This window comes from Acetivibrio sp. (genome assembly GCF_035371925.1).
Classification (GTDB): Bacteria; Bacillota; Clostridia; order Acetivibrionales; family Acetivibrionaceae; genus Hungateiclostridium.
The window spans coordinates 16,560-31,529 of record NZ_DAORXT010000003.1; the positions used below are offsets into that span (position 1 = coordinate 16,560).

Genomic DNA, 14,970 nt, shown 5'->3' on the forward strand with positions numbered 1-14,970 from the left:
GTTTAAATTGCTCAGGATTTAATAATAATACAAATTTTAAAAGGAGAGGGATGATAATGAGAAAAAGAATGTGTATTCTTTTGGCGGTTGTTATTGTTATGGCGTTAAGCCTTCCGCTAATGACACTGGGGGCGGATGATATTTATCCGGGATTTAGAGTCCAGGGGAGGTTTTTGTACGACAAATACGGTGAAAAGGTGATACTGTATGGCGTAAACGAAATGTCGATCTGGGGCGACATTGACGGTGATGTGGCACTTCCTGAAATCAGGAAAACCGGAGCAAATGCGGTAAGGCTTGTATGGTCAATTACCGGACCTGCAAGAAAACTGGATATCCTGCTTTACAACTGCCGTTTGAATAATATGATTCCGATAATTGAGGTTCATGAGGCAACCGGTGAATGGCAGAAACTTCCGATGATTGTGGACTACTGGGTAAGACCGGATGTGTTTGAAGTTTTAAAGAAGCATCAGGAATATCTCATTATCAACATCGGTAATGAGGTAGGGGCGCAGGTATCGGAATCTGACTTTAAAACAGGGTATGAAACTGCCATAAAGAGAATGAGGGAAGCCGGAATCCATGTTCCTCTTATGATTGACGGCAGTGACTGGGGCAAGGATATTAATATCCTTCAGGCAACCGGCCCGTATCTTATAGATGCAGACCCCGATAAAAACCTTTTATTCTCAGTACATATGTGGTGGCCGTATATGTGGGGCTATAGCGACCAGAAAGTAATTGATGAAATAAAGGAATCTGTTGAAATGGGTCTGCCCCTTGTGGTAGGAGAGTTCGGACACCAATGGGAAGAACACGAAATGGGTAAAATTCCTTATAAAACCATAATGGAAGAATGCTACAAAAATGAAATAGGTTACTTGGCGTGGTCATGGGGTCCGGGCAACCAGCCTCAAACTTTCCTGGATATGACCACCGACGGTACTTTTGATACATTGAGAGGATGGGGATTGGAGGTTTGTGTAACAGACCCTTACAGTATAAAGAATATAGCGGTTCGCCCTGCTTCAATGCTTGAAGAACCTACAACAGAGCCACCGGTAATAAATATTCCCGCGGGAAGTATTGCACAAAACAAACCCGTATTTGCATCTTCGACAGAGCAAGGTTTAGGTAACACACCGGAGAAAGCTGTTGACGGAAACATAGCAACCAGGTGGTCATCGGAGTACAGCGACAATCAGTATATATATGTTGACCTTGAAGACGAATATGAAATCGAAAGGGTATATATTGAATGGGAGACAGCATATGCTCGTCAGTATAAAATCCAGGTGTCCGATGATGCAATTGCATGGACCGATGTATATACCGAGTACAATGGGGACGGGGATATTGACGATATTTACATTGATGCAAAAGGAAGATATGTGAGAGTCTATTGTATTCAAAGAGCAACGCAATACGGAAACTCGATATTTGAATTGGGAGTTTATCCGAAGGGAGGAGTTCCCGAGCCCACTCCTACGGGTATTGAGATTTTGATAGGAGATATCAACGGGGACGGAAATATTAATTCCACTGACTTGACATTATTAAACAGGCATATATTGAGGATTGCGACCCTTAAGGATCTAAAGCTGGCGGCAGCCGACACTGACGGAAACGGAAGTGTAAACTCTACGGATTATTCACTGCTTAAGAGATATATACTGAAATCAATTCTTAAATTTCCCGATGGAGATAAAAGAATAGTACCGATACCGCCGGCTATGTAACCGATTTATATTATTAGTCAAAGGGTGGGGGCATTTTGCCCCCCCTTGTTTATTTTACCTTTTGGAGAGATGTGAAAGAGGTAAAAGCGAAGGGACTTTGTGTCCCGAAGCTTTTTATGGCATTGATAAAATGCCGGATATGATGTTTCCTAGAGCGCTAAGGAAGTTTAATTCATTAAAACCGTATTCTTTTCGATTGATGGGGCGGGAAAGATAGAGAACCCCATTAACATCCTTTCCTCTAAATATGGGCTCAACTACTATTGAGTTAAGTATGGGTTCACCGGTTTGAGAATCAAGAACATTAACATTGTCCCAATCCACCAGGTAAGCTCCGGTTTTTTGCTTTAATGCTTTATCTACGATTTTTTTGTTGTAGCATTCTTCTTCAACCCATCCCGGTACGGTACTTTTTCTAGCATAGATTTTTAAGGTTTTTAAGCTTTGATTCTGACAGGTAATTAAAACTCCGTATTCCGCATCAAAGGTATCTATTATTGTTCCAAGCACTCGATATATTTTGTCTTCTAAAGGCATTATTTCGTTGGACAATTTGACAATTTCCAGCAGAGTAAGGACATTTCTTTGGTCATGGGTTACATTGCCGGATATAATGCCTGCAAGTTTGTCCATTCTTTTGGACAGCTTTTTCATCTTTGCATTCCAGAGAGAGAAGCGGTTTCGTCCCGACTCTTTTGCATGATAAAGAGCTTGGTCGGCTTTCTCGATAAGTTCGTTGCGGATGCTGCCATGCTTGGGATAACAGGATATACCGAGACTTATGGTGAGGCTGTTTCCTTGTCCCAATAAACGGGCTTTCTCCACTGTGCTTCTCAGTCTTTCGGCCATGGATTCGGCTTCAGAAGGGCCGGTATCCGGAAGTATAATTACAAATTCTTCTCCACCGTATCTACAGCATATATCTGTAGGTCTTATATTCTTAACAAGAATATTTCCGACATTTGAGAGAATTTCATCTCCCTTTTGATGACCGTAGTTGTCATTTACACTCTTAAACTTGTCAATATCGATCATAACTATTGACAACTGTCTTTTTTCCTTGGTGGCCTTTTTTAGCTGGGTCTCAATGGCATTTTCGAAGAACTTTCTTGTATACGCTCCGGTCAGTTTGTCAGTGGATGAAATTATTTTAAGGTCGTAATTTTCTATCTGAAGAGCGGCGATTTTCGAAAGAAGTTTAACCATACCGAAGCTCTGCCAGGAAAATTTGTTGAATACATTTTTAGTTGAAAGATAAATATATCCTTTAATATTATAATCATTTGATTCACGATGTTTTCTTTTTGATTGTTTTATATTTGAGCTTTTGTCAACGAAAACATGGCTGCATATGGGAATGCATATTACAGCCTTGATATCTTTTGGAAGGAAAATATCGATATTGCCTGTTTTTTTATCAAAATTGTCGGCTGCAAATATTCCCTCGATTTTTTCGTTGGAACGCTCGATTATATAATTGTAATAATCCGGTGTTGAATTGTTGTCCAGTACAACAAAGGTATCCAGCTCGTTTTTGTCGTTGTAGCGCAGTATATAACCTGTTTCTGCCAACGTCAGGTTACATGCGGCTTCAAGAATCATTTTAAGGTTGCCAAGGTAATCGGAAGAAGACTTCATAATCAAATCTTCTATAATTCCGATCTTTTCTTCGCCGGAATCTGAAGAACGACTTTCAACAGTATCCGAAGACATGCCGGTTCCGAGCTCCTTAAATATAAATTCGAAGCTTATTCCGTCAAAGAAATATTGCACGATATTTTTAGCTCCATTAATTTTATTGTTCATCTGCTTTTCGATTATAAGTTCCTGCTCCTTTAAATTATCGGCCTTGAGGGAAAGGAGCCTGGTTCGGGCTTCCTCACGGTTGTGGGAGTACAGGAAGGAGATGTGAAATTCAACAGGAACTTTTTGCACAAGATGATACAGGGTGTCCAAAGCCTTTATATAGTTTATGCCGGACAACCTTTTTTCCTTAATGGAATAATAAATATCGCCAATTGCTTTATAAGCTTTCCATCTTAAACGGAGACTTTTGTATTCTTCATTTAACTCCAAGGCTTTATTGATGATTTCAATTCCACGGTTTCCTCCTTCACATATCCCGGAGAGTATAAGATATTCTATTTCCAGTTTTTTTGTATTAACGGTTGCACTAAGCTCCAGGCTTTTTTTCAAAAGGTCCTTTGAAGCTTGTGTATTTCCAAAAGCAATTAATGTCTCTGCAAGCATGTGGAGTACATCTCTCCGCTCCTTGAGTGTGGAGCAGCATTCGTAGTCTTTAAGCAAAGCCAGAGCATCTTGCACAAGAAGATCCGTATCTTTCCGGTTTGAGGCATGAACCTCCGACAGAAGGAGAATGCAATTTAAAGTCAGGCTTTCACTGGTGCTTGACTTTTTGCATGTGTTTATTCCTTGCAAAGCCATGTTTTTTGCTTCTTCGAAGCATCCTATTTCGAAATAATATCTTGCTGCATATTCATAGAAAATCAGAAGGTCATGGCCACGGTCCGAATTCTTTTCCATTTCCTGCTTTACTTTAAGGAGATAATCATAGGACTTTTGATATTCGCAAAGCTCCAAGTATGCAAACATAATATTTTTATAGACTGTAAACAAAAGCGAGTTAAGTTCACATTCTCTTGCTTGCTCTTCACACTTAAAGTAGTATTCCAGCGCTTTAATATAATTGTCTTCCAACCGGTAGGTTTCGCCAAGGTTGTCATAACAGCTTGATATCCCTTCGACCATATTGTTTGCAATATTTATCTGAAGGGATTTTTCAAAATATTCCCTGGCTTTTGCATTATCGTTTAAAAATTCCGCAAAAACAGTGGCAATATTGTTTAAAGGATAGGCTATTTCAACTTTTTCATTGTTTTTTTCATAAAGCTCTATGCTTTTGTTGTAACAATTCAAGGCCTCGATTATATTTGACTGTTCCAGGTAATGGGTACCGAGAACATTGTAAAGCGAGGCATGGTAGAGGGAGTATTTTTCATCATTGTACTCCGAAAGAACATTGTTAATCATATCAATTGCTTCTTCGTTCTTTCGTTTGAATATATATACCCAGCATATGCGCCGAACGGCTTCAAGGTAGCCTTCCACATATCCTATCTCTTTGGACAGCTCCAAAGAGCCGTTTAGGAAATGTAGTGCCCGGTCAAAATCATTTTTTCTTGTGTACAGAGCTCCAATCATTTCCTTTACTTTTGCAATTGTAACTTTATCATCAATTTTTACGGCATATTTCAAAGCTTCGTTATAACACTCAAAGGCTTTAGGGTTTTCTCCTTTTTTGCGGTAGAGTTCACCCATCATTAAGAGGATCTTTATGGTATCCTTTGTGGAGGAAATTTCTTTTGCTATCTGACGTCCTCTTTTTAGATATACCATGGTTTGGGCATTGATGTGGAGCTTTAGCATTCTGTCGGCTGATTCTATAATAAGTTTTAGAGCCTTTTTCTTCTCACCGGTTTTTATATAATGATAAATAAGCTCATCCTGGTTTACCCTGTCATCATTTTTATACATTTCGTCTAAAACTTTGGCACATTTTCTATGAAGCGCTTTTTTTCTGGAAGGCTCAATCTTTTTGTATATTTCATTTTTAATTTTCTTTGAGTGATAATCATACGTATAGCCCCAGTCTGCAAGCCTTTGTTCTATTATCTGGTGGGAAATGAGTTCTGTAAGTATATTCCATACATCATCGTGAGGAATCTCCAATATTAACTCAATTATCTCAAAGGCCACAGGCATATTGAAAGCTGAGATCGTTTCTAAAGCCTTGTATGAAATTTCATCCAAAGTGTTTATATGTTTCCATACTGCTTCGTGCATACTCGGCGGAATATAGAGTCGGGAATAATCCGCATCCTCATCGAAGTCCGTGCCCCATTGACCGCTGTCATCAACATAGAGTTTTCCCTCTTTGAATAATGCCGTAATAGAGTCAATTATAAACCCGGGATTTCCTTCCGTATAACGGAACATTTCTGTACAGAAGGCAACGGGAGAACTTGTTATTGCAAGAACACTTTTTATAAAATCGCAGGTTTCCTCAAAGTCAAAACGGGTAAGGATTATTTCATTGGCAATAGATGAGCCCAGCCATTTGTCAACATATTTTTGACCCGGCTTGTTTTTGAGCATTGACTCTTTTCGGTACGACAGAACTATGCAAAGGGGTATTTTTTTTGAGTTTGCAAGATAGTCAATAAGTTCCAAAGAGGCCTCATCCAGCCATTGGGCATTGTCAAATATCAAAACGGACAATTCTTTTTCAAGGACATTGGATATAAAATTGCCTACTCTCACCTTAAGCCTTAGTTTTTCCTTTTCGTCAGGGAGAGCTGGGCTTGGAATTGCTCCCTTCAGACTTTTTTCATCGGGCAGAATTTTCACAAGCTCGGATTTGAAGCTTTCCAAAATTTCTGCCGGAGAAAGAGGTATTATCTGTTCTAATATTTGCTTTACAGGTTCGAAGGTGTTTTCCTCGTTTTCGGAGGATACGCCGTGTAATACCCTTATTTTGTCAAGCCCCATGCAAAACATAAATTCACTTAAAAGCCTTGTTTTACCGATACCGGCTTCACCGGTTATACAGGTTATTTTTTGATTGCAACTATTGTTTGCGACTTCATTTATCCATGAATTTAGCTGATTTATATTTTCATCTCTTCCTATGAGTTTGGTTTTGGTTGTGATTTTTTCAAAATATTTCTTTTGAAAATGAGTTTCTTCAATATTGCATATTTCTTCAATTTCTTTAATTACAGAGTATGCATCCCTGTATTGGCTTTCGGGAGTTGTGGATGTAAGTTTGTCGATAACGTCCAGTATTCTTTTTCTGTCAATATTTTCAGGTACCGATTTTAATATTGAAGGATTGTTTCGGCACTGTCTCCAAATGTTTTGAAAGTTGTGTCTGTTGGGATTTTTGCCCGTAAGAAGGTAAAAGATCAAAACCCCGAGGGAATAAAGATCAAGAAGATTTTTATTGCTTATACTTCTCAAATCTTCGGGAAACTTAAACTGATTGGATATTTTCTTGGGGCGGAATACTATTTTTTCTATTTCTTCATTTTCAGGCATGCCAATCAGTTTTGCACAAGGTTTGCCGTCTGTTTCGTCTATAATAATACTTTTATGATCAAGATTTTTGAAGGAAAATCCTCTTCTGTGCAAATACACCAGAGCATTGCATATTTGAAGTATAATACTGATTTTCTTATCAAAGCTCATGTTTGAAACGGAATTAATTAGGTCCTTCCCCTTTATATATTCATAGGCACAATAATACTGTTTGTATGAAGTCAGGCTGCCGTCGATGGAATTTATCACCCCAAAACCGTATATTTGCATAAGGTTGGGATGGGATAGGGAAGAAAGAGTGACAAACTCCCGCTTCAAATTTTCCATGGTTTTTGATGATATAAGCTCAGGGCTTATAATTTTAAAAGCCATTTTTTTATTGTCGTTTATCATGTCAGAAACAAGATATAATGTGTTTGACAAGTCATCCTTGATATCAGTAATTACCTTGAATCTGTTGTTAAATATGTTCATATTTGTTATCAACTCCTGAAATCATACAATATGCCAATCTGTATAAAAAACATATTAAATGCAACGAAAAATATTAATACAATTAAAATATGGAAATTCACCGGTTGCACGAAAGTGCATTGTACATCTTATTATTAAATATCGAAAAAAACTAAAGAAATAATTAGATTAATATTATTAAAGTATTATTAAATGTTGTGCTTTTACAATTTATTTTATATAATTATTGCAAAAAGACCTTTTTAGATTTTATATTTAGTGTATGGGATCATTTGGGGATGACAATAATACAAAATATTGATTCTAGGGGTTGCTACTTTTTTAGAACAAGAGGGATATAATGCTAAAAATAGGAATAATACCTAATGAAGACAAAGACGAGGATCTCAAATATACCAGGATCCTTATAGATAGTATAAGAAAATACGGTGGAACAGCTTTTATATGCGACGATATTGCATCAAAGGTCGGAGATGAAAAGTTAAATATCACCGAGGACAATATAGTTGATATGTCGGATATTATGGTATGTCTTGGAGGTGACGGTACCTTTCTTAGGGCTGCCAGGACAATTGTAGCAAAAAGAAAGCCCCTTTTGGGTGTAAACCTTGGAAAGCTGGGCTTTTTGGCGGATGTTGACAAGAACGACATTGAAAATGCGGTAAAGCATCTGGTCGAAGGTAAATTTACCATTGATGAAAGAATGATGCTTGATACTGTTATTGTGAGGGATGGCAAGGTTGTTGCCGAGGATATTGTTCTCAATGATGTCGTTATTTCCCGGGGGGCAATATCTAGGATTTTACACCTTAAAACATATATTAACGATGCTTTTATGGACCTTTATCCTGGGGATGGATTGATTATTTCAACACCCACAGGTTCAACAGCTTATTCTCTTTCAGCCGGAGGGCCTTTAGTTGAGCCGGATGTGGATTTGATTATTTGTACACCGATATGTCCGCATCTTTTGTATTCAAGGTCATTTATAACTACGGCCGACAGGGAGATAAAAGTGGTAGTTGCCGAGAACAGAAGTCATGAAGCAATGGTTACCGTAGACGGACAAAATGGCTATGAAGTAAGAGGAGGGGACTTAATCATAACAAAAAAATCCCGGATAAGGATGCCTATGGTAAGGCTTGATGAAAAAAACTTTTTCGATGTGTTAAGGGGTAAAATTTATGATAGAGGAGAGAGTATGAAGTAATATGAAATACAGCAGGCAGGCAAAAATACTTGAGATTATTGACAAAGAGGTTATCGAGACCCAGGAAGAGATTGCTGACAGACTGAAAAAAGCGGGTATGGAAGTTACCCAGGCTACAATATCAAGGGACATAAAAGAGCTTAGGCTTATAAAAGTTATGACAGAGGACGGGCGTTATAAATATGCTCCTTTTACAAATACGGACAATACCGTATATAACAGGCTTATGACAATATTTTCAGAGTCTTATGTTTCGAGCGATTATGCAAATAATATCGTAGTTGTAAAAACACTTCCGGGTATGGCCCAGGCATCGGCATCGGCAATTGATTCCATGAACCATGCGGAGATAGTCGGTTCGATAGCTGGAGATGATACGGTGCTTATTGTTTGTAGGACGGAAAAAATTGCCAAGGAGTTTGTTGAAAAGCTGAGCAAACTCGTAAAATCCGATGACAGATAATTAGCTTTCTATTTCATTTTTAGAATCATTAATCCTTGAAGAAGTGAGGGTTTGGTCATGCTTCAACGGTTGGAAATTCAGAATGTAGCTATAATTGACAGGGTTGAAATTGAGTTGGGGGATGGGCTTAATGTGTTGACAGGCGAAACAGGAGCGGGAAAGTCCATTATAATTGACTCAATAAATGCAATTCTAGGAGAAAGGCTGTCCAAAGACCTTATAAGAACAGGCAAGGACAAGGCCGTTGTTGAAGCTGTTTTTCAAGTGGACAGAAAAAGGGTGGAGGACCTCCTTGATGAGTTTGGAATAGAGTGGGAAGAAGATGACATTCTGGTTATATCAAGGGAGTTTACTACCGCAGGAAAGAATACTTGCAGGATTAATGGCAGAATTGCGACGGTTTCAATGTTAAAACAATTAGGGGAAAGGCTCATTGATGTGCATGGTCAGCATGACAACCAATCCCTCCTTAGAACCGAAAGCCATATTGACCTTTTGGATTCTTTTGCATCTTCAAAGCTTGAAAGCCTTAAAGAAGAGTACCTTGGGCATCTTGAAGCATACCGGAATATTAAAAGCAAATTGAAGGAATTGACTGGGGATAAAAATGAAAGAGAGCGTAAAATAGATATTCTCAAATATCAGATTGATGAAATAAAAAAGGCAAAGTTAAAAATCGGGGAAGAAGAGGAGCTTGCAAAACAGAGAGAACTTTTAGTAAATTCAGAGAAAATTACAAACACTCTTTCAAATACTTATGAGCTTTTAGGAAGTGGCGGCAAATTCCAAGAATCCGCGCTGGACATAATAAACAAAACAGTACTGGATTTTGGCAGCATAGAAGAGTTTGACGTAAAGTACGGTGAGCTTAGAAAGAGAATTGAGGCACTTGCAATTGAGCTTGACGATATTGTCTTGGAAATCCGCAGCTTGCGGGATAATGTGGAATATGATCCCAATCTTCTTATGCAGATTGAAGACAGGCTGGATTTATTATACAGGCTTAAAAAGAAATATGGGGATTCGGTGGAAGAGATTTTGGAGTACAAGGCCCGAATTCAAAAGGAACTGGATGAAATTTTAAATAATGAAGATTTGGTGAACAAACTAAATGAAGAACTTTTTGAAGAAGAAAACGAGCTGTACCGATTAGCAAAGGAAATAAACAGTGAGAGGATTAAGGCCTCAAAGCTCCTTGAAGAGAGAATAGGAGAGGAACTTAAGGACTTGGAAATGAAAAGCACCAGCTTTAGGGTGAAAATAGATTTTGACGATTCAATCGACAAGGGTGAAAGAAAATACAATTACAACGGACTTGACCGGGTTGAGTTTATGATATCCACCAATGCTGGTGAGCCTTTGAAGCCTTTGGCAAAGATAGCTTCCGGTGGAGAAATGTCAAGGGTGATGCTTGCCATAAAGACAATTCTTGCAAAAGTAGATAAAATGCCCACAATGATATTTGATGAGATTGATATTGGAATAAGCGGTATTGCAGCTCAAAAAGTGGGAGAGAAGCTTTGCTACATTTCTAAAAACCACCAGGTTATATCGGTTACCCATTTGGCCCAGATAGCCTGCATGGCAGACAACAACTATTATATTGACAAGATAACCGAGGGTGGCAATACAAGGACAGTAGTTAAAAAGCTTGATGAAAAAGGCAAGAGGGATGAGATAGCAAGGATTATCGGAGGAGCAAGTATTACGGATATTACATTAAAACATGCTGAAGAAATGCTTTACAATGCGAGAGAATTTAAAAAATAGGTTTTCACATACCTGTAAAAAGCTTGGGATACTTAAAAATCCTGAGCTTTTTTTATTTTTATATAAATTAGCCCGCCTATTTTTGACATTCTTTCTACGCTGTATTTAGTGAATAAATAAAGTTATTATAGGTTAATTTAATGTTAGTAATCAAGGGAAAAAACCAACAAAACCGTTGTGTTTATGTTAATGAATTTTTAACAGAACTTCTATTTTGATAATAAGACACCAGGAGGTGACCGGTTTGAATTTTATTAAGCTCACAAAAAGAAGAATAATAGTTTTTTTTAGCGTTTGCGCCGCAATTTTGAGTATAGCATATATAAGATTGATTTCTATCTTTCCCAGCCAGCTGACATTATTTGAAAACCAGGAGTATATTTATAAATTTAACTATCCTCTTCTTGTAAATCTTGTGAATTTCAAATCAGATAATAATGATATATTAATATTTGACAGTAAAGACATAAAAGTTAATAATGATGATTATAAAGGGACCGGAAACAAGGTAATGTTCAAGGCCAGCAAACTGGGCAGAACCAGCTTGAGCTTGAAGCTTTTAGGACTTATACCCTTAAAAACCATGTATGTCGATGTTGTTCCGTATAAAGAGGTTGTGGCCTGCGGAAATACCGTAGGAGTAAAAATAAAGGTGGACGGAATACTGGTTATCGGATTGTCGGATGTTGAAACGCCTGACGGAAAGAGGTTGCTTCCGGCAAGGGATTCGGGACTGAAACCCGGGGACCTTATTGTTGAAGTGAACAACAACAGGGTTGATACTGCCTATGATTTGATGAGTGAAGTAGAGAATAGTATGGGGGAAAACATATGGGTAAAATATAAGAGAGGAAATAGCTACAGCAATACAAAAGTGACTCCGGTAAAATCGGTTGAAGACAATAAGTACCGTGTGGGGATGTGGGTGAGAGACAGCACCGCAGGCATTGGAACGCTGACATTCTACGACCCTGGGACTAAAGGTTTTGGAGCCTTGGGGCACGGTATTACCGATATTGATACCGGGTCCATTATGCCCGTTGAAAGAGGTGAGCTTGTAGAATCTAATATTCTTACTATAAAAAAGGGGACGAAAGGCAATCCCGGAGAGCTTAAAGGTGTGTTGATAGAAGACAGCGGAGCCTTGGGAAAAATAATAAAAAACAGTCATTACGGCATATACGGTACTTTGAATGAAACGGCTTTGGATAAATTCTCAAGCGTAAGATATCCGATAGCCTTGAGAAATGATATAAAGGTAGGGCCTGCCACCATACTTGCCAATATAGACGGCAAAAATGTTGAAGAATACAGCATTGAAATTGAAAAGGTTTCAAGGAAAAGTGCCAATGGTTTAAAAGGAATGATTATAAGAGTTACTGACCAAAGGCTTCTTGAGGCAACGGGAGGTATCGTTCAGGGGATGTCCGGAAGCCCCATTTTGCAAGACGGTAAACTGGTAGGGGCTGTAACTCATGTATTGGTAAATGACCCTGCCAGAGGATACGGCATACTGATTGAGTGGATGATAAAAAATATGGCGGATGCAAATTTGCAAAGTGCTGAAATGGCCAGGGCTTCTTAAAAAAATTATTGGAATGATAAATTTTTATGATTATCAAAATATGTGTATTTTCGCCGGGAGGATACACATATTTTACATAAATTGCATATTTCCCGAGATTTTGCATATTTCCGTGGAATTTTAAGATACTGCTTTTAAAATAAAAAATTTCATAAAAGGTTTCTTTATGTCAGAAAATTCAGAAATACCAGCACTTACAGTAAATGATTATATAATATTATATATGTAAAATTAAATGTATAAACAGCAATTTCATTACCCAGTATATTGAAATTTTGTCGAATAGAAAATATAATAATGCTATAAATTATCTAGCAGTCTTTTACAATAAATTAAGGGGGAGTCAATTTGACATCAAATAAGATTCGGGTTGTAATTGCGGATGACAATAGGGAATTTGGTGATATTTTATATGAATATCTTAACAATCAGGAAGATATTGAAGTAGTCGGTGTGGCAAGAGACGGTATCGAAGCATATGAGCTTATAGTTGAAAAACTTCCTGATATTGCAATACTGGATATTATTATGCCCCATTTGGATGGGTTGGGAGTCTTGGAAAAAATAGGGGCAACTGTAATGAGTAAAAGGCCTTTGTTTATTATTCTTTCGGCTGTAGGGCAGGATAAGATAACGCAAAGAGCACTGGCCTTAGGAGCCGAGTACTACGTTGTAAAACCCTTTGATATGGAGGTTTTGATTTCTAGAATAAGACAGCTAAAGAACGTAGGTCAATCCAATGTGATAAGACAGGAGACTCTTGTCAGTGAAATCAAGGGAGCCTATCACATTCCACAGCCAAAGAATCTTGAAGCTGAGGTAACAAACATTATGCATGAAATAGGTGTGCCGGCACATATAAAGGGTTATCAGTATCTAAGGGATGCCATAATAATGGTTGTAAAAGACCTTGATGTGATAAATTCAATTACAAAGCAGTTGTATCCTTCAATAGCAAAGGAATACAATACTACACCCAGCAGGGTTGAAAGGGCAATAAGACACGCTATTGAAGTGGCATGGAGCAGAGGGCAGATTGATACGATAGATTCACTGTTTGGTTATACAATAAATATTGGAAAGGGTAAACCTACAAACTCCGAATTTATAGCAATGGTGGCAGACAAGCTGAGATTGGAAATGAAGATGGCAACATAAGGTAAAAGAAAAAACATAAAGAAAACATAGAGGCGGTAATAGATTTTAAGGCATAGACTTAAAATCTATTACCGCTTCAACTACATTAAAGCCCATCTTTACTGCTTCATCCCTGTTAAATTGGGAGTCCGTATGCATGCAATAAACCTTGTGCCGAAGCTCCGGCTTTATCAGTTTTTCAAGCCTACCAAGGTAAAGATGGGGATTTAAGTCATAGTCAATTCCGCAGGTATCTTGATATAAAAAATCTATGCTGCCTTTTTCCAAGCCTTCCAGCACAAAGGTGTCGACAGAATTGGAATCGCCGCTGTAATATAATGTGAAACCTCCGAGCTTAAAGAGAATTCCGTAGGATGGAATTGAATCCACGTGGGAACATTTCCGGAATGATACTTCCATAGTAAAATTACTGTTGTTAATTACTGTATTTTCAGAGTTAATAACTCTATAGAATTCGTTATTTACTCCCATAGAACCCAAAATCATATCAATAAGCTTCTTATCGGGAAAAAGAATCTTTGGTATCAAATTTTTAATATAATGAGAATAAAAAATCAATTCGCCCAGACTTCCTATATGATCCGGATGAGTATGGGTTATAATGATATTCAAATCTGAAACATCATCTATAAGATTTAGGCTCACAAGCCTGCTAAATACAGTACTGCCACAGTCGAAAAGGACAAAGTGACTGTCTTTTTTTATATATGCGCTATTATTTCCCAATTGAGTGTTAAAAGCGCTGCCTGTACCAATAAAATTTATCATTCATTCAACCTCGGCTAAGCATAAAGATTTAAATTCATAAAAATTTACTGTTAATATTAGTATAATAGAATTCGATATAATCATCAAATAAAATATTTTTTACTTGATAATATTGAAAAATAATGGCATTGTATTTACATAAAATATTATTTGGAATTTATATACATATCTTAAGTTATTCATCATAATGAGAATGCAAGTTCTTGATTTCCAACGTACAAGGGGAAGTAACATAACTCTAAACCATGGTATTGAGTATACAACAAACAAAAAACATGGGAGTGTGAAGAAATGAAAAGAATCTTAATAGTTGACGATGCAGGATTTATGAGAGCGTCACTGAAAATGATGCTGGAAAGACATGGGCATGAAGTGGTTGGAGAAGCCGAAAACGGGCTAATTGCTGTTACCAAGTATAAGGAAATTAAGCCGGATATTGTTACAATGGATATAACTATGCCGGTGTGTGACGGGATAAAGGCAGTAAAGATGATTAAAGAGTTTGATCCCGATGCAAAAGTTATTATGATTTCTTCAATGGGTCAGGAGTGCTTTGTAAAGGATGCGATTTTGGCAGGCGCAAAAGGATTTATTGTAAAACCGTTTAAAGAAGATTATGTTATACAGACTATCGAAAAACTGTAATAGCCGAAAAATAGCAATACAGTATACACATGGAGGT

General features: G+C 37.7%; 9 protein-coding genes. 7 read left to right on the forward strand and 2 right to left on the reverse strand.

What is annotated here, in order from left to right; genetic code table 11:
• The first annotated feature begins 56 nt into the window (after nucleotides 1–56).
• Nucleotides 57–1,742, forward strand: coding sequence for a discoidin domain-containing protein (locus tag PLH43_RS00845; protein ID WP_324359095.1), 1,686 nt, complete (start codon nucleotides 57–59; stop codon nucleotides 1,740–1,742).
• A gap of 114 nt (nucleotides 1,743–1,856) precedes the next feature.
• Here the strand turns inward: PLH43_RS00845 and PLH43_RS00850 are convergent, their stop codons facing one another.
• Complete coding sequence (locus PLH43_RS00850; RefSeq protein ID WP_324359097.1) at nucleotides 1,857–7,334, reverse strand: diguanylate cyclase; 5,478 nt, start codon at nucleotides 7,332–7,334, stop codon at nucleotides 1,857–1,859.
• Between the two features lie 340 nt (nucleotides 7,335–7,674).
• On the opposite strand from PLH43_RS00850, the gene PLH43_RS00855 reads away from it, so the two are divergent.
• The 5 genes from PLH43_RS00855 (at nucleotide 7,675) to spo0A (ending at nucleotide 13,520) form a co-directional block, all read left to right on the forward strand.
• A complete protein-coding gene (locus PLH43_RS00855; protein WP_324359099.1) occupies nucleotides 7,675–8,544 on the forward strand; it encodes an NAD(+)/NADH kinase in 870 nt (289 codons plus the stop codon).
• 1 nt (nucleotide 8,545) lies between these two features.
• Entirely contained in the window at nucleotides 8,546–9,007 is a 462-nt protein-coding gene (locus PLH43_RS00860) for an arginine repressor (RefSeq protein WP_324359101.1), read from the forward strand.
• Between the two features lie 57 nt (nucleotides 9,008–9,064).
• Nucleotides 9,065–10,777 (forward strand): DNA repair protein RecN, encoded by a 1,713-nt coding sequence (gene recN, locus PLH43_RS00865; RefSeq protein WP_324359103.1) that lies wholly within the window; start codon nucleotides 9,065–9,067, stop codon nucleotides 10,775–10,777.
• 244 nt (nucleotides 10,778–11,021) lie between these two features.
• Nucleotides 11,022–12,362, forward strand: a complete 1,341-nt coding sequence (gene spoIVB / locus PLH43_RS00870; protein ID WP_324359105.1) for a SpoIVB peptidase — start codon at nucleotides 11,022–11,024, stop codon at nucleotides 12,360–12,362.
• Between the two features lie 348 nt (nucleotides 12,363–12,710).
• A complete protein-coding gene (gene spo0A, locus PLH43_RS00875; RefSeq protein ID WP_324359107.1) occupies nucleotides 12,711–13,520 on the forward strand; it encodes a sporulation transcription factor Spo0A in 810 nt (269 codons plus the stop codon).
• 45 nt (nucleotides 13,521–13,565) lie between these two features.
• Here spo0A and PLH43_RS00880 read toward each other — a convergent pair whose 3' ends face one another.
• On the reverse strand, nucleotides 13,566–14,288 hold the full coding sequence (locus PLH43_RS00880) for an MBL fold metallo-hydrolase (RefSeq protein ID WP_324359109.1): 723 nt from the start codon (nucleotides 14,286–14,288) through the stop codon (nucleotides 13,566–13,568).
• 291 nt (nucleotides 14,289–14,579) lie between these two features.
• Here PLH43_RS00880 and PLH43_RS00885 point away from each other — a divergent pair, with 291 nt between their 5' ends.
• Nucleotides 14,580–14,933, forward strand: coding sequence for a response regulator (locus PLH43_RS00885; RefSeq protein WP_324359111.1), 354 nt, complete (start codon nucleotides 14,580–14,582; stop codon nucleotides 14,931–14,933).
• The last annotated feature ends 37 nt before the right edge of the window (nucleotides 14,934–14,970 follow it).

Coding starts and splice junctions, on each gene's coding strand:
- PLH43_RS00845 (WP_324359095.1), top strand. CDS start 57: ATGAGAAAAAGAATGTGTATTCTTTTGGCGGTTGTTATTGTTATGGCG.
- PLH43_RS00850 (WP_324359097.1), bottom strand. CDS start 7,334: ATGAACATATTTAACAACAGATTCAAGGTAATTACTGATATCAAGGAT.
- PLH43_RS00855 (WP_324359099.1), top strand. CDS start 7,675: ATGCTAAAAATAGGAATAATACCTAATGAAGACAAAGACGAGGATCTC.
- PLH43_RS00860 (WP_324359101.1), top strand. CDS start 8,546: ATGAAATACAGCAGGCAGGCAAAAATACTTGAGATTATTGACAAAGAG.
- recN (WP_324359103.1), top strand. CDS start 9,065: ATGCTTCAACGGTTGGAAATTCAGAATGTAGCTATAATTGACAGGGTT.
- PLH43_RS00880 (WP_324359109.1), bottom strand. CDS start 14,288: ATGATAAATTTTATTGGTACAGGCAGCGCTTTTAACACTCAATTGGGA.
- PLH43_RS00885 (WP_324359111.1), top strand. CDS start 14,580: ATGAAAAGAATCTTAATAGTTGACGATGCAGGATTTATGAGAGCGTCA.